The organism is Rhodobacteraceae bacterium IMCC1335, from assembly GCA_039640495.1.
Lineage (GTDB): Bacteria > Pseudomonadota > Alphaproteobacteria > Rhodobacterales > Rhodobacteraceae > Thalassovivens.
Genome location: CP046864.1, coordinates 1,942,667 through 1,964,150, shown reverse-complemented (window position 1 = coordinate 1,964,150; position 21,484 = coordinate 1,942,667). Strand labels below are relative to the sequence as shown.

General features: G+C 51.0%; 18 protein-coding genes. 12 read left to right on the top strand and 6 right to left on the bottom strand.

The features are described 5' to 3' along the window. Positions 1 to 199: 199 nt before the first annotated feature. Both gap and tkt read right to left on the bottom strand, forming a co-directional pair. Positions 200 to 1,204 carry a type I glyceraldehyde-3-phosphate dehydrogenase gene (gene gap / locus GN241_09330; protein XAT57544.1) on the bottom strand — a complete coding sequence of 335 codons (1,005 nt, stop codon included), beginning with the start codon at positions 1,202 to 1,204 and terminating at the stop codon, positions 200 to 202. A gap of 211 nt (positions 1,205 to 1,415) precedes the next feature. Further along, positions 1,416 to 3,434, bottom strand: a complete 2,019-nt coding sequence (tkt, locus tag GN241_09325) for a transketolase (GenBank protein ID XAT57543.1) — start codon at positions 3,432 to 3,434, stop codon at positions 1,416 to 1,418. A 219-nt stretch (positions 3,435 to 3,653) separates the two neighbouring features. On the opposite strand from tkt, the gene GN241_09320 reads away from it, so the two are divergent. Both GN241_09320 and zapA read left to right on the top strand, forming a co-directional pair. After that, complete coding sequence (locus tag GN241_09320; protein ID XAT57542.1) at positions 3,654 to 4,013, top strand: hypothetical protein; 360 nt, start codon at positions 3,654 to 3,656, stop codon at positions 4,011 to 4,013. Beyond that, positions 4,014 to 4,361, top strand: a complete 348-nt coding sequence (gene zapA, locus GN241_09315) for a cell division protein ZapA (protein ID XAT57541.1) — start codon at positions 4,014 to 4,016, stop codon at positions 4,359 to 4,361. A 48-nt stretch (positions 4,362 to 4,409) separates the two neighbouring features. On the opposite strand, the gene grxD is transcribed toward zapA, so the two are convergent. The 3 genes from grxD to purL all read right to left on the bottom strand — a co-directional run bounded on the left by grxD (position 4,410) and on the right by purL (position 7,372). Further along, positions 4,410 to 4,772 carry a Grx4 family monothiol glutaredoxin gene (gene grxD, locus GN241_09310; protein XAT57540.1) on the bottom strand — a complete coding sequence of 121 codons (363 nt, stop codon included), beginning with the start codon at positions 4,770 to 4,772 and terminating at the stop codon, positions 4,410 to 4,412. Between the two features lie 98 nt (positions 4,773 to 4,870). Next, positions 4,871 to 5,110: a BolA/IbaG family iron-sulfur metabolism protein gene (locus GN241_09305; protein ID XAT57539.1), complete on the bottom strand. Its 240-nt coding sequence runs from the start codon at positions 5,108 to 5,110 to the stop codon at positions 4,871 to 4,873. Positions 5,111 to 5,212: 102 nt separating this feature from the next. Continuing rightward, positions 5,213 to 7,372, bottom strand: coding sequence for a phosphoribosylformylglycinamidine synthase subunit PurL (purL, locus tag GN241_09300; GenBank protein XAT57538.1), 2,160 nt, complete (start codon positions 7,370 to 7,372; stop codon positions 5,213 to 5,215). A gap of 219 nt (positions 7,373 to 7,591) precedes the next feature. Between purL and GN241_09295 the strand changes: the two genes are divergently transcribed. Genes GN241_09295 through GN241_09285 form a run of 3 tightly spaced genes read left to right on the top strand, consistent with a single transcriptional unit; the run spans position 7,592 to position 10,511 of the window. Further along, positions 7,592 to 8,611 carry a pyridoxal-phosphate dependent enzyme gene (locus GN241_09295; protein ID XAT57537.1) on the top strand — a complete coding sequence of 340 codons (1,020 nt, stop codon included), beginning with the start codon at positions 7,592 to 7,594 and terminating at the stop codon, positions 8,609 to 8,611. Next, the gene (locus tag GN241_09290; protein XAT57536.1) at positions 8,608 to 9,762 is read left to right on the top strand and encodes a M24 family metallopeptidase; all 1,155 of its coding nucleotides are present in this window, start codon (positions 8,608 to 8,610) and stop codon (positions 9,760 to 9,762) included. Before GN241_09295 ends, GN241_09290 begins: the two co-directional genes overlap by 4 nt. Next, the gene (locus GN241_09285) at positions 9,762 to 10,511 is read left to right on the top strand and encodes an Asp/Glu racemase (protein XAT57535.1); all 750 of its coding nucleotides are present in this window, start codon (positions 9,762 to 9,764) and stop codon (positions 10,509 to 10,511) included. Before GN241_09290 ends, GN241_09285 begins: the two co-directional genes overlap by 1 nt. A gap of 253 nt (positions 10,512 to 10,764) precedes the next feature. Here GN241_09285 and GN241_09280 read toward each other — a convergent pair whose 3' ends face one another. Beyond that, positions 10,765 to 11,667, bottom strand: coding sequence for a LysR family transcriptional regulator (locus tag GN241_09280; GenBank protein XAT57534.1), 903 nt, complete (start codon positions 11,665 to 11,667; stop codon positions 10,765 to 10,767). A 163-nt stretch (positions 11,668 to 11,830) separates the two neighbouring features. On the opposite strand from GN241_09280, the gene GN241_09275 reads away from it, so the two are divergent. The 7 genes from GN241_09275 to GN241_09245 all read left to right on the top strand — a co-directional run bounded on the left by GN241_09275 (position 11,831) and on the right by GN241_09245 (position 21,448). Then, positions 11,831 to 15,238 carry an indolepyruvate ferredoxin oxidoreductase family protein gene (locus GN241_09275; GenBank protein XAT57533.1) on the top strand — a complete coding sequence of 1,136 codons (3,408 nt, stop codon included), beginning with the start codon at positions 11,831 to 11,833 and terminating at the stop codon, positions 15,236 to 15,238. A gap of 144 nt (positions 15,239 to 15,382) precedes the next feature. After that, the gene (locus GN241_09270; protein XAT59242.1) at positions 15,383 to 16,177 is read left to right on the top strand and encodes an acyltransferase; all 795 of its coding nucleotides are present in this window, start codon (positions 15,383 to 15,385) and stop codon (positions 16,175 to 16,177) included. A gap of 15 nt (positions 16,178 to 16,192) precedes the next feature. Continuing rightward, positions 16,193 to 17,005 (top strand): glutamate racemase, encoded by an 813-nt coding sequence (murI, locus tag GN241_09265; GenBank protein XAT57532.1) that lies wholly within the window; start codon positions 16,193 to 16,195, stop codon positions 17,003 to 17,005. A gap of 34 nt (positions 17,006 to 17,039) precedes the next feature. After that, a complete protein-coding gene (locus GN241_09260; protein ID XAT57531.1) occupies positions 17,040 to 18,068 on the top strand; it encodes an N-acetyl-gamma-glutamyl-phosphate reductase in 1,029 nt (342 codons plus the stop codon). Between the two features lie 15 nt (positions 18,069 to 18,083). Further along, positions 18,084 to 18,527 (top strand): cytochrome c maturation protein CcmE, encoded by a 444-nt coding sequence (gene ccmE, locus GN241_09255; GenBank protein XAT57530.1) that lies wholly within the window; start codon positions 18,084 to 18,086, stop codon positions 18,525 to 18,527. 477 nt (positions 18,528 to 19,004) lie between these two features. Beyond that, the gene (locus GN241_09250; GenBank protein XAT57529.1) at positions 19,005 to 20,978 is read left to right on the top strand and encodes a heme lyase CcmF/NrfE family subunit; all 1,974 of its coding nucleotides are present in this window, start codon (positions 19,005 to 19,007) and stop codon (positions 20,976 to 20,978) included. Beyond that, positions 20,975 to 21,448 (top strand): cytochrome C biogenesis protein CcdA, encoded by a 474-nt coding sequence (locus GN241_09245; protein XAT57528.1) that lies wholly within the window; start codon positions 20,975 to 20,977, stop codon positions 21,446 to 21,448. The genes GN241_09250 and GN241_09245 overlap by 4 nt, the downstream gene beginning before the upstream one ends. Positions 21,449 to 21,484 lie beyond the last annotated feature (36 nt).

Sequence of the window (21,484 nt, the reverse complement as noted above, 5' to 3'; positions counted from 1 at the left end):
ATTTAGTTAGCGCTAACATTTACAATTTACTCGGAAAGTCAACTGCAAATAGCCTGAATGCGGCGCATGGCCGTCGGTTTTATATAAGTTTTGATGAGCTTTGGGAGCAAGCCAAGCCGATAACTCCAACGCTACTGCTCTTTGACCCTTAAGTGGCCATAGCTATGCGGCGTGCAAAGGCGGTTTGGCCTTGATATGGTCAGTGCAGCAACTGCCCCATGGTCGCGGCAACATCTGCCATGCGGCATGAAAACCCCCATTCATTATCATACCATGCCAAGACGCGAACGGTGCGCCCTCCGATCACTTTGGTTTGATCCGGTGCAAAGATTGTCGAATAGGGCGTGTGGTTGAAATCGATCGAAACTTTTGGTTCTGGATCGTAGGAGAGTACATGCCCCATATGCCCTGCAGCAGCTTCTTCAATAACGGCATTCACCTCTTCAACCGTTACGGTTTTTGCCGCCTCAAATGTCAGGTCAACGGCTGATACATTGGGTGTTGGCACCCGCATTGCGGTGCCGTCCAGCTTACCGGAAAGCTCGGGCAGAACCTCTCCAAGGGCTTTGGCTGCCCCGGTTGAAGTGGGGATCATCGCCATCGCGGCTGCGCGGGCGCGGTAAAGATCATTATGTCGGCGGTCCAGCATTGGTTGATCACCAGTGTAAGAGTGGATCGTGGTCATAATCCCGCGCTCAATACCGATTGCATCATTTAACGTTTTCGCCAGCGGTGCGAGGCAATTGGTTGTGCAAGACCCATTTGAAACCAGCCGATGTTCGGCGCGCAGGTCGCGATGGTTCACGCCATAAACGATCGTTTTATCTACGTTTTTGGCGGGGGCCGAAATCAAAACGGATTTGGCACCTCTCTCCAGATGGATGGAAGATTTTAAACCATCATTAAACTGACCAGTGCATTCTAATACCACATCACAACCAGACCAATCTAGCGCGGCCGGGTCATAAGATGACATCACATGCATCGGTCCGCGGCCCAAATCAATCGTGTTCTCGGCAACACTTACCGTGCCGGGAAAGCGGCCATGAACGCTGTCATAGCGCAACAAATGCGCATTGGTTTCCACAGGGCCGGTGGCGTTGATCTTAACGACTTGGACATCATTTCTTGCGCTTTCCGCAATATGAGCCAATGTTGAGCGGCCGATCCGCCCGAAGCCGTTTATTCCCACTGTGACTGTCATCGCTTACCTCAATTTAATGAGGCATCTATAGAATGTTTAAATGGCGTTGGATACTGTTTATCTTCTATTTTCCAATATGTTAGCGATAACTTGTGCAGTTTAAAAAATGCTTGCGCTAACAATATGTTTTAAAAATAGTCCCGATGGGCCAACGGGCTTTGTGCGCCTAAATTTGCGACTCACCCGATGGCCTAAGTAAGAGCTATTTTGGTTAGCGAAGGTTTTCGGCGCAAGACGCAACAGCCTTTGCCGTTATTCCAAAATGTTCAAATAAAGTACCAGCTGGCGCAGAGGCTCCGAAACCTGACATGCCGATAAAGGCAGAACGATTTGCCCGTGCACGCTCGCCCAATAGCCATTGATCCCACCCTTGGCGGATCCCTGCTTCGATACCCACACGCACTGCGCTGCCCGCGGGCAAAACGGATCTGCGATAGCGCTCATCTTGCGCCGCGAATAATTCCATGCAGGGCATTGATACAACGCGCGTGCCAATGCCTTTTTCTTGCAAGATATTGCGTGCTGCAATGGCCAGGCTTACCTCCGAGCCGGTTGCGATCAAAATAACCTCGCGCTTGCCCCTTGCTTCTGCCAACACATAGGCGCCGCGGGCTGAGAGATTGGCCGTTTTATGGCTCAAACGTACGGTTGGCAGGTTTTGCCGCGACAGCGCCAATACAGAGGGTGTTTTTGGGCTGGTGAAGGCCAATTCCCAGGCTTCAGCCGTTTCAACGGCATCAGCAGGGCGGAAGACATATGTATTGGGCGTGGCGCGACTGATCGCCAAATGTTCGACCGGCTGATGAGTTGGTCCGTCTTCGCCCAAACCAATACTGTCATGCGTCATGACAAATACGGTTGGAACCTTCATCAGGGCCGCTAACCGCATTGCGGGGCGTGCGTAATCGGTAAAGCACATAAAAGTACCACCATAGGGGCGAATGCCCCCATGCAACGCCATTCCGTTCATCGCCGAGGCCATACCATGTTCACGAATGCCCCAATATACATAGCGGCCAGCGCGGTTATCGATATCAAAAGTGCTCATATCTTTCGAGCGCGTATTGTTTGATCCAGATAAATCTGCCGATCCGCCGACTGTTTCTTGCAGGATGGGGTTGATCACGTTTAACGCCAGTTCGCTCGATTTGCGGGTGGCTTGCTTTGGAGCTGTTTCCGAGATTTCTTTTTTGAACTTGCGGATAGCGGATGCAAGTTTGGTGGGCGCTTCATACGCATAGGCACGCGCAAACTCGGCTTGTTTGCTGGCGGATAGAGCCTCGAAACGCGCAGTCCATTGCGCATGCTCGGATTGGCCGCGGGCTCCAAAGCCTTCCCATGCAGATTTGATATCTTTGGGAATATCGAACGCGACGGATGACCAGCCATATGCTTCTTTAGTGTCTGCAATCATTTGTGGGTCGGTAAGCGCGCCATGGCCTTTTGACGTGTCTTGGGCACTTGATCCAAGAGCGATATGCGTTTTGCAAGCAATCATTGAGGGCTGTTTGGATTTTTTTGCCGCTGTGATCGCGTGGTCAATCGCTGCGGGATCATGGCCGTCAATTTCTTGCACATGCCAGCCTGAGGCAGTGAAACGCGCCAATTGATCAGTGCGGTCGGCCAAATCGACGCTGCCATCAATCGTGATGTTGTTATTATCCCAAAACACCACCAGTTTGCTTAAAGCATGGCGCCCGGCGAGCCCGATCGCCTCTTGGCTCACGCCTTCCATCAGACATCCATCGCCCGCTATCACATAGGTGAAATGATCCACAATTTTTTGACCATAGCGCGCGCGTTGTATTTCCTCTGCCATCGCGAATCCCACCGCGTTGGCGATTCCTTGACCGAGTGGCCCGGTTGTTGTCTCGATAGCATCAGACAGAAAATTCTCAGGGTGGCCCGCAGTTTTAGCGCCCAATTGGCGGAAATTTTTAAGCTCTTCGATCGGAAAATCTTTATAGCCCGTCAAATGGAGCAAGCTGTAAAGCAGCATTGACCCATGGCCGGCCGATAGAATGAAGCGATCGCGATCTGGCCAGGTGGGGTTTTGCGGATCGAACTTAAGATGCTTTTCATAGAGCACGGTAGCGACATCAGCCATGCCCATTGGCATTCCGGAATGGCCCGAATTTGCAGCGGCGATTGCATCCAATGTCAGGGTACGAATGGCACAGGCGTTCTGCCAATGGTCTGAATGCAAAGAACGTAGCGTTTGAATATCCATATCGGCATTATTTCCTATAAAAAGCGAAGAACGAGGGCTGCATAACAGCCCTGCCGCGAAGTTCAAGCAGAACCCGCAGCCTGAAACGGTGATTTACCATCACTGAGATATCTCGGCGATGGTTTTGAACGCGCTTTGCCGAAAGTTTCATCTGGATTTGAGCCGCATCAGAAGATATGCTTGATTTATAAAACGCGTGAAGAAGCAAAAGGTTAGGCGATGGAGCAAATTAAAGAATTCGAAAAGCGTATGGATGCTGCTCTTGATCATATCGCGGTGCATTTGAAATCGTTACCGCAAGCCAGTGATAAAAAAGATCACGCCTTCGCTGAACTTGACAGGTTAAAAGCTGATAATGCCGGCCTGAAATCAGAGCTTTCGGCGCTGGCAGAGCTAAAACCTGGATACGATAATCAGGAAATCATAAACAGGCTAAGCGCTGAGAAAGCGGATTTGGCGCAGCGCCTTGAAGCGTGCGAGCAAGCGCGCAAAGAGCAGGCGTTTGAAGTTCAACAACTCTATGAGGATTTGGCAAAACTGCTTGGCCGAACGAATATCTCAGAGAATGGAGAGGCATAAATGGCACGCGTAAATGTTGAGATCGGCAAGCGCCCCTTTGACGTGGCCTGCGAGCCGGGGCAAGAGGGGTTTTTGAAGGCTGCTGCGGCGCTGCTTGACGCGGAAGCCACCGAGCTTTCTGCCCAAATAGGGCGCCTTCCAGAACAACGCATGCTGTTAATGGCGGGGTTGATGTTGGCGGATAAGATGGCGACATTAAAGGTTCAGCTTGCACAAGCCGAAGAAAAACTTGCCCAATTTGCTGAAAATCAAACCGGAAATGACTCGGGGCGTTTGGATGCCGAAAGCCTGTCTATTCTCAACCGGCTTGTTGAGCGCGGCGAAGAATTGGCCGCACTCGGACGCTAAGTGGATGATTTAGGTGTGACGAGAGCAAATACGCTCAGCTTAGGGCACTTATCCGTTTGCTTCGCGAATTTTATCGGCGGCATCCTTGTCGAAGGCGACGTTATTCTCTGAAAAAAGCGTATCCAATTCACCCGATAAGGTCATCTCGGTAACAATATCGCATCCGCCGATAAATTCACCATTCACATAGAGTTGAGGAATCGTTGGCCAATCAGCAAATTCTTTGATTCCCTGACGGATCGCATCATCGGCCAAAACATTGATATCTTTGTAATCGACATCCATATAATTCAACACACCAGCGATACGGCTTGAAAACCCGCATTGCGGCATCTCTTTGGTGCCCTTCATGTACAGCACGACAGAATTTGATTTGATGGTCTCTTCTATTTGTACTTGAGTTTCGCTCATCTGGATCTCTCTTATTTACAGGTCAATGTTTTGTTTCTCTACAAAGCCGTCGGTGATTTTATGTTTTTGCTTCGGGTGTGCGTGATTTAAAGTTTAACTCAGGGCGCCTTAGTGGTTAAAGCGAGCGCGTGCAATTCGCCATGGGCGCCATCCATTTTACCCTTTAGCGCGGCATAAACAGATCTTTGCTGTTGAACCCGATTTTTGCCTCGGAAACTGGCGTCAATTACCTCGGCGGCATAATGGTTGCCGTCGCCCCTCAAATCTTTGATCGTGATATCAGCATCGGGAAATTCAGCCCGAATAAGATCTTCTATTTCCTGCGCCGTCATAGCCATGATGCAAGCCTCACTTTCTGCTCAAATGTAGGATGCGGCCAGTGGGTGTGCAAGAGCTGATCCGAAAAGAAAACACGCCCGGGCGCCTTCTGTCAATCTTGTCTAATCAAACAGGGTTCCAAAGCTCGAATTATAAAGCTCTGACAGCCCGCTTAGATCTGCTTGCGCGGATCCAAAGCGCAACTGATCGCCCTCAAACCGACCGATTGATGAAAGCGTCACGCCGGCTTGACCGGCCGCGATCATCAGCGCTTCAGCCTGATCAAAATTGCAAGCGATGAGATAGCGGGCTTGGTCTTCACCGAATAAATAGGACATATCTTCGCTTTGAATATAAAGCCCGGTGCCGGCTGCATGCGCCATTTCAAATGCTGCCAACGCCAAACCGCCATCGGATAAATCGCTGCAGGCCTTGATCAGCTCTCGGTTCTCTAAAATAAACTGACCATTGCGCCGCTCTTCATCAAGATCAACGCTTGGCGCATCTCCATCTGAGCGGTTGAAAACGCTGCTCAACAGCGCTGAGCAGCCCAAATGCGTGCCAGGTGATCCCAACAGCAAAGCTTCATGTCCGGCGCGCGCAACGCCGATAATCGGCTCGTCCTGCGCGCCCACCAGACCAACCGCGCCAATTGTCGGCGTTGGTAAGATCGCAGCGCCGTCGGTTTCATTATACAAACTCACATTTCCCGAAACAATTGGCATATTCAAAGCAGAAACGGCGGCGCTGATACCTTTGATTGCGCCCACAAACTGGCCCATGATTTCCGGTTTTTCTGGATTGCCAAAATTCATATTGTCAGTGGTAGCCAAAGGCGTTGCCCCCATGGCGCACAGGTTGCGATAGGCTTCTGCAACGGCTTGCTTGCCACCTTCAAACGGGTTGGCCTGTACATAGCGTGGCGTCACATCGCTGGTGAAGGCCAATTGTTTTTCGGTACCATGTACCCGAATAAGCCCCGCGCCCAAGCCCGGGCCCTGTACCGTATCGGCCATAACCTGACTGTCATATTGTTCATATACCCAACGTTTGCTTGCATAGTTCGGATCGCAGATCAAAGCCTTTAACGCGTCGATCGGAGCAAGATAAGGAACATCTGCCAAGGCCGCCGCAGGGGGCGTTTCAACCCATGGCCGATCATATTCGGGCGCATTACCAGAAAGGGCTTTGAGCGGCAAATCAGCTTTGGTTTCTCCGTTGAGGCAAATATGGAAACGGTCTTCTGCAATCGTTTCCCCGACAATCGCAAAATCAAGATCCCATTTTTCAAATACAGCCCGCGCTTCTCCTTCTTTTTCAGGCTGTAGCACCATCAGCATGCGTTCTTGAGATTCCGAAAGCATCATTTCATACGCAGTCATGTTCAATTCACGCGTCGGCACCTTCTCAAGGTCGAGCCGCACTCCCAAATTCCCCTTGTCCCCCATTTCTACCGCTGAGCAGGTCAAACCAGCCGCGCCCATATCTTGAATAGAAATCACCGCCCCGGTCTGCATCAGTTCCAGACAGGCTTCCATCAAGCGTTTTTCTGTAAACGGGTCACCAACTTGAACGGTGGGGCGTTTTTCGTCGATCGTATCGTCAAATTCAGCCGAAGCCATGGTGGCGCCGCCCACGCCGTCGCGGCCGGTTTTTGCGCCTAAATAAACGACGGGCATGCCAACACCAGAGGCTGCTGAATAGAAAATTTTATCTGCATCGGCCAAACCGGCGGCAAAGGCGTTAACCAAACAATTGCCGTTATAGGCAGGATCAAAGCGCAATTCGCCACCAACCGTCGGCACACCAAAACAATTTCCATAGCCGCCAATTCCGGCCACAACGCCATGCACCAATTGGCGCGTTTTGGGATGATCCACTGCGCCAAAGCTGAGTGCATTCATTGCCGCTATCGGTCGCGCACCCATCGTAAACACATCGCGTAAAATTCCGCCAACACCGGTTGCTGCACCTTGATAAGGTTCGATATAAGAGGGATGGTTGTGGCTTTCCATTTTAAACACAACGGCCTGTCCGTCGCCAATATCAACCACGCCAGCATTTTCCCCTGGGCCACAAATCACTTGTGGACCGCTAATAGGCAAGCTGCGCAGCCATTTTTTTGAAGATTTATACGAGCAATGCTCATTCCACATAGCCGAAAAGATACCCAATTCGGTGAAAGTCGGGGCGCGGCCGATGATCTCTAGAATCTTCTGATATTCATCTGGTGCAAGTCCATGGGCCGAAATAAGCTCATCTGAAATCTCTGGTTCGCGCATTCTGGCCCCTAATGATCATTTTCTGCACCTCATACGGGAAGCTTTTCGCAAGAGCAAGTAATCGGCCCAGGCAAAAGCGGCCGCGGGTTGGCCGGGAAGGGCAGGTGTGACGCTAAAATTTTGCTTATCGAAATCGCCAAGGATGAAATAATCGCTTGACTGTCAACACAACTCCTTCTCTTGTGAACGTCGGATTTTAAACTTTTTGATGAGGCCGCGATGCAGCTTTTAGCAAACCCTTATGTTGGCATGCGCGATGGGTTGAATATGCCGGAAATTCCCCGTCCCAGCGATGATGCTGCAACCCCGCAGACGCTTTTGGCGCGATGCCCCGTTGCCGCACCGACACCGATGAAACATTTGCAAGGGTTTGGCGGCGCTGGGGACGTGTTCATAAAAGACGAGCGCGGGCGCATGGGGTTGGGCAGTTTCAAGGCGCTGGGAGCGGCTTATGTAATAGCGCAAGCAGCCCAAAAACGTAATCTGACAGGTGAAACTTTTGTCACCGCTAGTGCCGGGAATCATGGTCTTTCTGTGGCGGCAGGGGCCAAGGTTTTTGGCGCGAAGGCGGTGGTGTATCTTTCAGACACGGTGCCTGAAAGCTTTGCAGAAAAATTGCGCGGCCATGACGCAGAGGTCGTGCGGGCTGGTGATAATTATGAAGCCAGTCTGCAGGCCGCGCTCTTGGCGGCGTCCGAGAATGGATGGGTTTTATTATCGGATACGTCTTGGGCCGAGTATCTAGAGACACCGCATCAGCTGATGGAGGGGTATTTGGTTATGGCGGCGGAGGCAGTTGAGCAAATGCAAAGCCCGCCGACCCATATTCTTTTGCAGGCCGGCGTTGGGGGCTTGGCCTCTGCCGCTGCTGGCTATTTTAGAAAAATCTGGGGCAGCGCGCCGCAAATTATCGTTGTTGAACCCGACGCCGCGCCGGCGCTTTACAACAGCATCAAAGCGGGCAAATCCAAAATCACCTTGGGGCCAGTGTCCACTATGGGCCGTTTGGATTGTAAAGAGCCCTCATTGATCGCGCTTCAAGGATTGGCAGAAGATGCAGATCTGTTTTGTTTGATTTCGGATGCAGAGGCAGAAGCAGTTTTGCCGCATCTCAACGCGCTTGATCTTGAAACCACGCCCTCTGGCGCAGCCGGTTTAGCGGCGATGTTCCAAAATATCGAAGGTATTGGTGATGAGTCGCGCGTTTTATGCGTGCTCAGCGAGGCCAGTGATTCCTGATGCGCGGGTTTGAAACCGCAGAATTCGAAGGCCGCGTTTCGCGGGCTCAGGCCGCGATGCGGTCGGCGGGGTTGGATGCGATGTTTTTGACAACCGAGCCAGAAATACGTTATTTTACCGGCTATTTAACCCGATTTTGGGAAAGCCCGTCGCGCCCTTGGTTTTTGCTCTTGCCTCAATCCGGCAAGCCGGTAGCGGTTATTCCATCGATTGGTGCGGCATTGATGTCAAAGACCTGGATTACGGATATCAGAACCTGGTCTTCCCCAGACCTAGAGAATGACGGGTTAAGCTTGCTGGCCTCTGCGATCAAAGATCGGGTTTCAAAATCTGGCCGCATCGCGGTGCCATCGGGGCATGAAACGCATTTACGCATGCCTTTAGGCGATTTTGAGCGCTTGAAAGCTGCCTTGCCCCTATACGAGTTTACCTCAGACCAAGGGATCATGCGCTCCCTCCGGATGGTCAAGTCAGAGGCTGAGATTGCCAAAATCAAAACGGCCTGCGAGATTGCCGGCCGCGCCTTTGACAGGGTACCCGAGATTGCACAGCAAGGCAGGCCGGTAGACGCAGTTTTTCGTGACTTCCAGAGCCTTTGTTTACAAGAGGGAGCTGATTGGGTCCCCTATCTTGCCGGGGGCCATGGCCCCTTAGGATATGATGATGTGATCTCGCCCGCTGGACCTGAACTGTTGCAGCCAGGCGATGCGTTGATGCTTGACACCGGCTTGGTTCATGATGGGTATTTTTGCGATTTTGATCGAAATTTTGTGGCGGGGAAACCGGCGCCCGAGCTCAGCGCGGCTTGGGACAGGTTATTAGAGGCTGTTGAGGCGGGCAAAGAAGCGGCGATGCCCGGAAAAACTGCTGCAGATGTGTTTCACGCGATGGATAAAATTGTGACCGGCGGCAAGGGAACCGGCGATGCGGGGCGCTTGGGTCATGGGTTGGGAATGCAATTGACCGAATGGCCTTCGTTGATTGCGGCGGATCAGACCATTTTACAAGAGGGTATGGTGCTGACATTAGAGCCGGGTATAGCCATTCCCGGGGGCGGTTTGCTGGTCCATGAGGATGATTTTGTTATCCGCGAGGCTGGCCCCGAACAATTGTCGCCCGTAGCTTCGCTTAGCCTTCCCCGGCTGGATTGATGGCTGGGCCGTTTCCTTACGCCTTAGGCCAACCGGTTGGCGCGAGGGCAAATATGGGTCTAATCACGTTACAAGCCGACGAAACCATTGAATATGATATGCGGCGCTTGATGCCACAAGAGGGCGTGGGCTTTTACGTTTCGCGCATACGCAGTGCGCCAGATGTCACGGCGGAAACCTTGGCTCAAATGGAACAAGATTTGCCAGCGGCGGCAGGATTGCTGCCCAATCCTATCGATTTTGATGTTGTTGGCTATGGGTGCACCTCGGGAACATCGGTGATCGGGCCAGCGCGCATTGCTGAATTGATCATTCGCCATTGTCGCACAAAACAAGTCAGCGATCCATTGACGGCGTTGATTGCAGCCTGTCACGCGATGCAGATCAAGCGCCTTGCTGTTTTGTCACCCTACATTGAAGATGTGTCAAAAACGTTGCGTCGCCGATTGCTGGAGGCGCATATTGAAACGCCGCTTTTTGGATCATTTGAAGAGCCGTTGGAAACCAATGTGGCGCGTATTTCTCATCACTCAGTGGTTGAAGCGGCCTGCGCGCTCTGGTCTGATCAAAACGTGGATGCGCTGTTCTTATCCTGTACCAATCTGCAAACATTTGAGGCTATTCCAGAGATTGAAACTGTTATAAACGCGCCCGTTTTATCTTCTAATCAAGTGCTGGCATGGCACATGCAATCTTTATCTGGATTGTTGGGTTTGCATCATGGGCCAGGGAGGCTATTTGCACGCTGAGCTTGACGGCGCCGGTTCTTTTGCACCAATCAAAATGCACAGGCAACACGGTTCCGTTGCAATTGTCCATTTTGAAGGTTTTGAAAAAAAGAGGCCGAGACAATGAAGGCTCGGCCAGGTCCAACAGGGAGTATAAAAACAATCATATCGCTTTCGAAGATGCACATAATCTGTGCGCTGTGGTTAATCAACAAGCATGGACCCCTATAGATTGCATGCCCGCCATGCAAAAAATGCATGGCAAGGTCGTTGATTATAGCGAAGCGTCGCGCAGTTTGCGGCGATGCTCAATAATTTCAGAAAGAACAAAATCTCGAAAAGCATCTATGCGCTTCGAATGCCGTAACTCTTCAGGATAGGCCAGATAAACCGGCACTTCCACGCTTTCCAGTTCTGGCAAAACTCTTGTAACACCTTCAAAATCTTGGGTAACATAATCGGGTAAAACACCAATACCCAGATGGTGAATAACGGCTTGCAAAACGCCGAAATAGTTATTCACGGTTAACATCGAAGGCAAATTATAGGTCATCAGCTTTTGAACGAGCTGCAGACCTGCACCCACCTGCGCTGATTTTGTGTTTTGACAAATTAACCGATGATGCCGCATATCCTCAATTTGCTCTGGTGGACCATGCGCAGCCAAATATTCTGGCGATGCGTAAAGCCGCATACGCACGCTCATCAACCGTTTTCTGATTAAATCGGCCTGGCTTGGTTCTTTCATGCGAATGGCAACATCGGCTTCGCGCATAGGCAAATCAAGCACCCGTTCTTCGAGCATCAGATCAATCTTTAAATCCGGATAGTTCTCGTAAAGTTTTGGAAGCCGTGGCGCCAACCACAAGGATCCAAAGCCCGTCGTGGTGGTAACTCTAAGTTCTCCAAAAACTTCTTCTTCGCTGTCTCTGATACGCGCCGCAGCCGCCTCTAAACGCTTATTCATGGAAATTGTTGCGTCAAACAATAATTCGCCTTGCTCGGTGAGAATAAGGCCCCGCGCGTGGCGATGAAACAGCGTGGTATTCAGACTTTCTTCTAACGCACGAATTTGACGACTCACCGCGCTTTGTGACAGCCGCAAAGTATCCCCTGCATGCGTCAGACTGCCCGCATCCGCAACGGCGTGAAAAATTCTAAGTTTATCCCAATCCATAAAAGCTACCTGCTTTGCTGCGCGCCTACGCTGTCTTCATCGCCGTAACAAAACCGTATGGTGTGACGTTACGGCTCAATTTACTTCTAGCTAAGTCAGTGTGCATGACCTATTATTAGTAAATAGAATTGCGGAACCAAAGGCAAGCCTGGGAGGGAACGCTATGGGAAGACTTGATGTTTCTTTGGACGATAAATTTGATATTGCCAAACATCAGGTGCTTTTGAACGGCACGCAAGCTCTGGTTCGCTTGATGATCGCGCAGCGCGCGCGTGATGAGTCCAAGGGTTGGAATACAGCGGGCTATGTAACAGGGTATCGCGGCTCTCCGCTGGGCGCTGTTGATTTTCAAATGAAGCGGGCCGCTCAGGCTTTGGACAGGGCCAATATTACGTTTCAGGAAGGTCTTAACGAGGATCTTGCTGCAACGGCGCTTTGGGGTACGCAACAAGCGGAATTGCGCGGCGAAGGCCTTTATGACGGTGTGTTCGGGCTTTGGTATGGCAAGGGGCCCGGGGTCGATCGTTCGGGGGATGTGATGCGCCACGTCAATATGGCCGGCACCAGCGCAAAAGGCGGAGTGATCATGGCGATGGGCGATGATCACACAGGGGAAAGCTCGACTACATTGCATCAATCTGAATGGGCAATGATGGATGCCCATATGCCCATCGTCAGCCCAGCCGGCGTTCAAGAAATTTTAGATTACGGCCATTACGGCTATGAGCTTTCTCGTTTTAGCGGGCTTTGGGTCGGGTTGAAAACGATGAAAGATACGGTTGAAGTTACCTCGGTGGTGGATGGGAATCCCCATCGTTTGGCCTTCATCACACCTACGGTTGAGATGCCCGAAGACGGGCTGAATATCCGCTTGATTGACACGCCTGCCCAACAAGAAGAACGGTTATTGACCTATAAGGTGGCCGCAGCCGAGGCGTTTTCGCGCGCGAATAAAATGGACAAACGCCTTTTAGGGCAAACAGGCGCCAAGATTGGCTTTGTAGCCGCGGGTAAAAACTGGTTGGATTTGATCCATGCTCTTTCTCTGTTGAATATCGATGAGGCAGAGGCCGAGCGGCGCGGTATTACAGCATATAAAGTGGGGCAAACATGGCCGCTTGATCAACGCTCGCTTCGCGAATGGGCCGATGGGCTCGATGTGATCATTGTTGTGGAAGAAAAGCGCAAACTGATCGAGCCCCAAATCAAAGAGGCTTTGTTTGATGATTTGCAAGGGCGCCGCGTTTATGGCGCGCGTCATGGGCTGACGGGGGCGCAACTTTTTACGGAAGTGGGCGCATTAGATCCGGTGGAAATTGCTGAAAAACTGGGACAAGTTTTGCGCGAAGAGGGCGCCGCCAGTTCAGAGGTTTTGGCAGGTCTGGCGCAGTTAGAGGCTGCCAAGCGTGCCGATAATGCCAGCGAGACTGCAGCGCGTATTCCTTATTTTTGTGCAGGATGCCCGCATAATAGCTCCACCAAGTTGCCCGAGGGTGCCCGCGCTTATGCTGGCATCGGCTGTCATTACATGGCGCAATGGATGGATCGGGAAACGCTTGGCTATACCCATATGGGAGGCGAGGGTGCCAATTGGATTGGCGAGTCGGCCTTTTCAACCCGCAAACACGTATTTCAGAATATTGGTGATGGCACCTATAACCATTCGGGAATTCAAGCGATCCGCGCGGCTGTGGCGGCTGGCACCAACATAACCTATAAAATCCTGTTTAATGACGCGGTCGCGATGACCGGAGGTCAGGGAAATGACGGCGGACTTTCCGCCGCTCGGATAGCCCGCGAAGTTCTGGCGATGGGGATTGAAACGGTTGCCCTGGTCTATGATGATAAGGAAGAGCTTGACCTGAGTGCGTTTCCCAAAGACATCAGCAAAGACGACAGAACGCAGCTGTTATCGGTTCAAAAGAGGCTGTCTGAAACCGAGGGCGTTTCTGTTCTTATTTATGTTCAAACCTGCGCAGCAGAAAAGCGACGGCGGCGCAAGCGTGGAAAATTCCCTGATCCTAATAAGCGGATTTTTATCAATTCAGACGTCTGTGAAGGTTGCGGTGATTGCGGTGTTCAATCCAATTGCGTGGCAATCGCGCCCTTGGAAACCGCCTTTGGCCGCAAACGGATGATCGATCAATCCGCCTGCAATAAAGATTTCAGCTGTGTGAGCGGCTTTTGCCCATCCTTTGTAACATTAGAGGGGGCGACACCCAGAAAAGCGGCCACAACCGCTTTGGATTTGCCCGAGATGCCGCTTCCCCCACTTGCACCGATTGAGGGAACTTGGAATGTGGTGGTGACGGGCATTGGCGGTACTGGCGTTGTGACTTTGGGTGCGGTGATTGCGCAGGCCGCCCAGCTTGACGGCAAAGGCGCCGGCATGATGGAGATGGCCGGCTTGGCGCAAAAAGGCGGCGCGGTGCATATCCATTGCCGCTTGGCAGAAAAACCTGCGGATATCAGCGCGATACGCGTGGCCACTGGCGAATGTGATGTTTTGATCGGTGGCGATTTAGTGGTCAGCGCCGGCGCTAAAACATTGGGGTTAACGCAGAGCGGGCGTACCGGAGCAGTGGTGAATTCGCATGAGGCTGTGAGCGGCGAATTTACCCGCGACACCGAATTTCAAATCCCCCATGACCGTTTGAGCCTTTCATTAGAGGCGCGCTTGCAAAAAAGATTGGATTTGTTTGATGCCTCAGCCTTAGCCGAGACATTGCTGGGGGATTCTATATTCTCGAATATGATGGTGCTTGGCGGCGCCTGGCAACGTGGATATTTACCCCTTAGTCATGATGCACTTAAAGCTGCGATCGAGCTTAACGGGGCTGCTGTAGAAAAAAACCTGCGGGCGTTCGAGCTGGGCAGATGGGCGGTGTTACACTTGAGCGAAGCGCAGAAACTCTTGACCCCGAGTTTGATCAAATTGCCGCAAACATTGGATGAAAAAATCGCCACACGCGCGGATCATTTGAAAGCCTATCAAGGCCGCCGGTTGCGAAAGCGCTATTTGGAATTGGTCACGAAAATCGAAGATCCTGATTTGAAAGAACAGGTCGCCAAAGCCTATCACAAGCTTTTGGCTTATAAGGATGAATATGAAGTTGCGCGCCTGCACCGGCTGACCCGCGCCAAGGCTGCAGAGCAATTTGAAAATATAGACCGGATTACCTATCACCTTGCCCCTCCCTTGCTCAGCAAATTGGGCCCGGATGGGCGCCCGTTGAAGCGGCAATTTGGCGCTTGGATTGAAAAAGCCTTTGGTGTGTTGGCGCGCTTCAAGTTTTTGCGGGGAACCCCTTTTGACGTGTTTGGCTATAGCGTTGAGCGCAGAATGGAGCGAGATTTGATCAAACAATATGAAGCTGATTTGAGCGCGTTTGCCTTTTCTGATGGGCCGGCTGATATTGCGGCCCTCAAAGAACTGGCTGAATTGCCTTTGCAAATTCGTGGCTTTGGCCCGGTAAAGTTCTCAAATTATGAAAAAGCCGCAAAGCGGCGTCTTGAATTGCTTGACGTTTTACGCAATCCTCCGCCCACGGTTACGCAAGCGGCAGAATAGGCGGCTCTGCTTCGCTTTGTTTTAACGTTGATCCATGCCTGAAAACGGAAGGGTTTATTTGTGCTAAAGCTTCCGCGCATTGCCCGCGACATCAGTTATTCGTATTCCGCGCAAACAAAAGCCGGTAAAACCGTTATTAAATTGATGGAAAATACAACCGGGCGTCTTCGCTTGATAAAGCGCGCACGGGGATACGAACAAGAAGTCGCGAACGGGCGTGATTTTTGGCAGGTGATGGTTGAAAGATATGGTTTAAGTTTGGATATTGTCGCCGGAGATTTGTCAAAAATTCCGACATCTGGCCCGATGATAATGATCGCAAATCACCCTTATGGAATTTTAGATGGCTTGATGATGGGGCATATCTTATCGACGGTTCGGGGGGATTTTCGTATTTTGGCGAATACGGTGTTCCGGAAGTCGGAAGATTTGCAACGCGTTGTTTTGCCAATTTCCTTTGATGAAACAAAAGATGCCGTGCGTGAAAATCTGGCCACTCGAAAAAGCGCTTTGGCCTATCTTGCCGAGGGGGGCGCAATTGGTGTTTTTCCCGGTGGTACGGTTTCAACGGCCGCAACGCCTTTCGCGCAACCCATGGATCCGGGGTGGAGATCGTTTACAGCGCGGATGATCAGCAAGTCTAATGCGACTGTGCTACCAGTGTATTTTGAAGGCCAGACCAGCCGGATGTTTCAGCTTGCAAGCCATTTACACAACACGCTGCGGATGGGTCTTTTGATAAAAGAGTTTAAAAAACGCGTCGATATGCCTGTGCGCGTTGTGGTGGGCGATCCAATCAACAAAGAGGATTTGAAGGAATTTTCTGCAGATGCGCGGGCGATGATGGATTTTTTGCGAAAAAAAACCTATGAGCTTTCGCCGACGCCTCTTAGATCTTACGACTATGGCTTTGAATTTGAAACGCGGCATAAAGTGTAAGGGGGCAGTAAAAGGATGGCAATAGGCATATTTGATTCCGGTTTGGGCGGTCTGACCGTGTTGGATGCAATCTGCAAAAAACTTCCCGCGCTTCCCTTGGTATATATGGGAGATAATGCGAGGGCGCCTTACGGGGTGCGCGATGCCGAGGATGTTTACAATTTGACAACGCGCGCGGTTGAACGGCTCTGGCAAGAGGGGTGTGATCTGGTCATCTTGGCCTGCAATACCGCCTCGGCCGCGGCGCTCAGGCGTATGCAAGAGGCCGGGTTGCCCGAACATAAGCGCGTTTTGGGGGTGTTTGTGCCTTTGATCGAAGCTTTGACGGAGCGCCAATGGGGGGATAATTCGCCGCCTCGCCAGGTTACGGTAAAAAATGTGGCGCTGTTTGCAACGCCGGCCACAGTTGCAAGCCGAGCCTTCCAACGCGAATTGGCCTTCCGAGCGATCGGTGTTGACGTAGAAGCGCAATCTTGTGGAGGTGTTGTTGATGCGATTGAAGATGGCGATCTGATCCTTGCCGAGGCGTTGGTGCGCAGCCATGTTCAAGCCTTGATGCGCAAAATGCCCGCGCCGGATGCCGCGATTTTGGGCTGCACGCATTATCCTTTGATGGACACAATTTTTCAAAATGCGCTAGGCGAAAATGTGAGGGTATATTCACAAGCTGAGCTGGTGGCGGAGAGCCTGCAGGATTATCTGCATCGTCATCCCGATAAATTGGGCCATGGATCGGAAACAAAATTTTTAACCACGGGTGAGCCCGGCCTTGTCTCAGATCGAGCGACGCAATTTTTAAAGCGGAAAATAATTTTTGAAGCCGCTTGAGCTGACAAAGCCTTGGCGCTAATGAGGAGCGGATATGATGTATAAAATCGCCATAATTGGGGCTTCAGGCTACACCGGAGCAGAGCTGATCAGATTGATCGCCTCCCATCCCAATCTGGAAATAAAAGCCCTTGTGGCCAATAGCAAGGCCGGGCAATCAATGGGTCAGGTCTTTCCGCATCTGCGTCATCTTGATTTGCCTAACTTGGTGACACTCGACAAAGTTGATTTTGAAGGGATCGATTTATGCTTTTGCGCTTTGCCGCACCAGACTTCGCAAGATGTGATAGCAAAGCTGCCAGCCTTTTTGAAAGTGATTGATCTTAGCGCAGATTTTAGATTGCGTGATCCGCAGGCGTATGAGCAATGGTATAATAGCAAACATCTTGCACCTGATTTGCAGCCAGACGCGGTGTATGGTTTGACCGAGTTTTATCGCGCAGAAATTCGCGCGGCGCGATTGGTGGCTGGAACCGGCTGCAACGCGGCAACGGGGCAATATATTTTACGGCCCCTGATTAAAGACCAGGTAATCGATCTGGATGATATCATTCTGGATATGAAATGCGCCGTTTCGGGGGCTGGGCGCGCGCTCAAACAAAACCTGCTGCACGCTGAGTTGTCAGAGGGGTATAATGCTTATGCGGTTGGCGGCACTCACCGTCATCTCGGGGAGTTTGATCAGGAGTTTTCGGAATTGGCTGGTCGCCCCGTACATATTCAATTCACCCCGCATCTGATGCCCGTAAATCGGGGTATTCTAGCCACCGCCTATGTAAAAGGCTCTGCTGAAAATGTGTTCCAAAGCTTAAAGGCAAGCTATGAAAATGAACCCTTTATTCAGATATTAGACTTTGGGCAAACGCCCAGCACGCATGATGTGCGTGGATCAAATTTTGTGCATATTGGCGTTTCTGGGGATCGGATTGAAGGCCGCAGCATTGTCATTGCGGCGCTAGACAATCTTACCAAAGGCAGCAGTGGGCAGGCCGTTCAAAATGCCAATCTGATGTTGGGTTTGGAAGAAACAGCCGGCTTGATGCACGTACCGCTGTTTCCCTAGATACAGGTTGAATTTATGAAAAGCTTGAAGAAGACGCGGCGTATTCAGATTATTATTATTTCTTTTTTGGCGCTTGCGCTTGCAACAGCTTTGATCGGCTATGCCATGCGCGATGGTATCAATTTCTTCAAGTCCCCCAGTGAAGTTTTGGCGGATCCGCCAGATGCCAGCGAAACCTTCCGCATTGGTGGCTTGGTTGAGGAAGGATCCTTGCAACGCGGGGTTGGCTCTGTGATTAGTTTTAACGTGACTGATGGCGCCGCTGTCGTGCCCGTGACCTATGAAGGTGTTTTGCCGGATTTATTTGATGAAAATCAAGGAATGATCGGCACTGGAAAATACATTAAGAATATTTTTCAAGCCACTGAAATTTTAGCTAAACATGATGAAAACTATATGCCAAAAGAAGTTGTGGATGCCTTGAAAGAACAGGGAGTCTATCAAGAAATTTCGGATTGATCTTGTGATTGGCCGGCGCTGTTGCTGGTCTTTTCAGAAACCTTTTTGCAAAGTAATTTCGTATTTAAAGCAGCTCAGAACAAAGACATGAGGGGCTGATTTCGCTCGGTTCGCAAACCAATACTTCAAGGGCCGCATCTGCTGAAATATCCAAGTCTTGTAATTATAATTTGACCGTCGGTTTGGTGAATTTCCTCATTAGTTGATACCGGGCGGCATTATCTTGGGCTACAATTTATTTGGATCTGCCTTCAAACAACAAAAGATAATCTTTCCCAAAAAGCTTTTTTATACTGCATAGAAACAGATTGCTTTACAGAAGGTTTGCTCTATTTTTTGAACAGCTAAGCGTCTGTTTTAAGATTTAGAACAAAGCGAAGTGACGTCGGTATCTTTTGAAAAATGGTGATTGGCCTTGAATGAGGATGCTGGATTTTTAGATGGTCAGTCCGATGAGACAGGTTTATAAGAGGCATTATGATAAGTGAGCTTGGACATTTTGCACTGACCTTGGCGTTTTTTGTCGCGTGTATTCAGTGCGTTGTGCCTTTAATCGGCGCAATGACGGGCCGCGCTGCCTTGATGGGGCTGGCCGCCCCCGCCGCTTCGGCCCATTTTTTTCTTATTCTTGGATCATTTCTGGCTCTAATGCACGCGTTCGTCACCTCGGATTTTACGGTGCGATTGGTGGCGTTAAATTCCCATTCTTTGAAACCGATGATCTACAAGATTAGCGGTGTGTGGGGGAACCACGAAGGCTCAATGCTGTTATGGGTGCTTATTTTGGCTTTGTTTGGCGCTTGCGCGGGCTGGTTTGGAAACAATCTCACACTAAGCTTTCGGGCTCGGGTCTTGGCCGTTCAGGGCGCGATCAGCGTGGCATTTCTTGCGTTTATTTTGTTCACTTCAAACCCATTTTTGCGTTTGGTGGTGCCGCCGTTTGATGGGCAAGATTTGAATCCATTGCTGCAAGATCCCGGATTGGCGTTTCACCCGCCGTTTTTATATTTAGGCTATGTCGGTTTGAGTATGGCGTTTTCTTTCGCGGTCGCGGCACTGCTTGAAGGGCGCGTGGATGCTGCTTGGGCGCGTTGGGTGCGCCCGTGGACATTGGCGGCTTGGATTTTTCTGACCATTGGCATCGCTTTGGGCAGTTGGTGGGCCTATTATGAATTGGGTTGGGGGGGCTTTTGGTTTTGGGACCCGGTTGAAAACGCCTCTTTTATGCCATGGCTTCTGGCCGCTGCCTTATTGCATTCTGCAATTGTGGTGGAAAAGCGTGAAAGTTTGAAAAGCTGGACCATTCTTCTGGCCATTCTTGCCTTCGGGTTTTCTCTGATTGGGACGTTTATCGTCCGATCAGGGGTTTTAACATCGGTCCATGCTTTTGCAAATGATCCCGAGCGGGGTGTGTTTATCCTGATCATTTTGGCGATTTTCATCGGCGGGGCTTTGACCTTATTTGCCGCGCGCGCATCTGCGATGCAGGCGCGGGGCGCGTTTTCCATGGTCAGCCGTGAAACAGCATTGGTATTGAACAATATATTATTGGCCGTTTCGGCTTTGGTTGTGTTTGTCGGCACAATCTGGCCACTGTTGGCAGAGATGATGTTTGATCGAAAACTCAGTGTTGGGCCCCCATTTTTCAACTTGGCGTTCACCCCTTTTATGATCGCTTTGGGCATAGCGATGCCGATTGGTGCAATGATCCCTTGGAAGCGGGGCGTTGTAATGCGTCCAGTCAAACGTCTTTTGCCCGTATTTGTTTTGGCTTTGGCCGCTGCAGGTTTGATCTGGGCGATGCAAAGCGGCAAGTCATTGCAGGGGCCAATTGGGTTGTTCCTGGGGACGTGGATGGTCGGCGGTGCAATCACTGATCTTGTATCTCGCCTCGGAAAAGAGCGCGATTACAGCCGACTGTTGCGGTTACCGCGCTCGGATTGGGGCAAATCGGTCGCCCATAGCGGGCTTGGGGTAACGATGTTCGCTGTGGCTGGGCTGATGATTTGGCAGCAAGAAGACATCCGCATCGTGGCACCAGGTGAAACATGGTCGGTTGGATCCTATACGTTCACGTTACGGGATGTCAGTAATGTGAATGGGCCGAATTATCGCGCGGTCAGAGGCGATGTTGCGCTGGAACATAAGGGGCAGTTTATCACAACGTTGCATCCTGAAAAGCGCTTTTACCCGATTGCCAATATGCCCACAACCGAAGCCGCCATTGACTATCGCTTTTTGCGCGATGTGTATTTGGTGCTTGGAGATCAGCAAGAAAATGGGGCGTGGACGCTGCGCACTTATATCAAGCCCCTGACCAATTGGATCTGGGCCGGTGCGCTCTTAATGGCCCTTGGTGGCGGGCTTAGCCTAACGGATCGCCGCTTTCGCGTGGCCGCTGGAGCGCGTCGCAAAGCGCCGGTTGCAACCGCAAATGCTCCGGCCGAATGAGGCTACGTTACATATTCTTGGCGTTTTCGCTCTGGATCGGATGCGCCTATGCGGTTGAGCCTGACGAAATTTTGGCCGACCCGGCCCTCGAGGCGCGCGCGCGGGTCATTTCCAAAGATTTAAGGTGTTTGGTGTGTCAGAATGAAAGCATTGATGAAAGCAACGCGTCTTTGGCGCGCGATTTGCGGCTGTTGGTGCGGGAACGCTTGGTGATGGGTGAAAGTAACGAAGAAGTGCTTGATTTTGTAGTCACCCGTTATGGAGAATTTGCTTTGCTGCGCCCCCAAACCAAAGGCTCTAACGTGATTTTATGGGTTGCGGGTCCGGTGATGCTTTTGCTCGCATTGTTGATCGCTTTTGCCTATATAAGAAGCCGCCAAGCGCAAGTGAACAGCGCTGCATCCAACGCATTAAGCGTGAATGAAAAAGAGCGTTTAGATAAAATTTTAGAACAAACCAATTTGGAGTGAGCTAAAATGGCATTAGAAATTTCTTGTTCTGCAGGG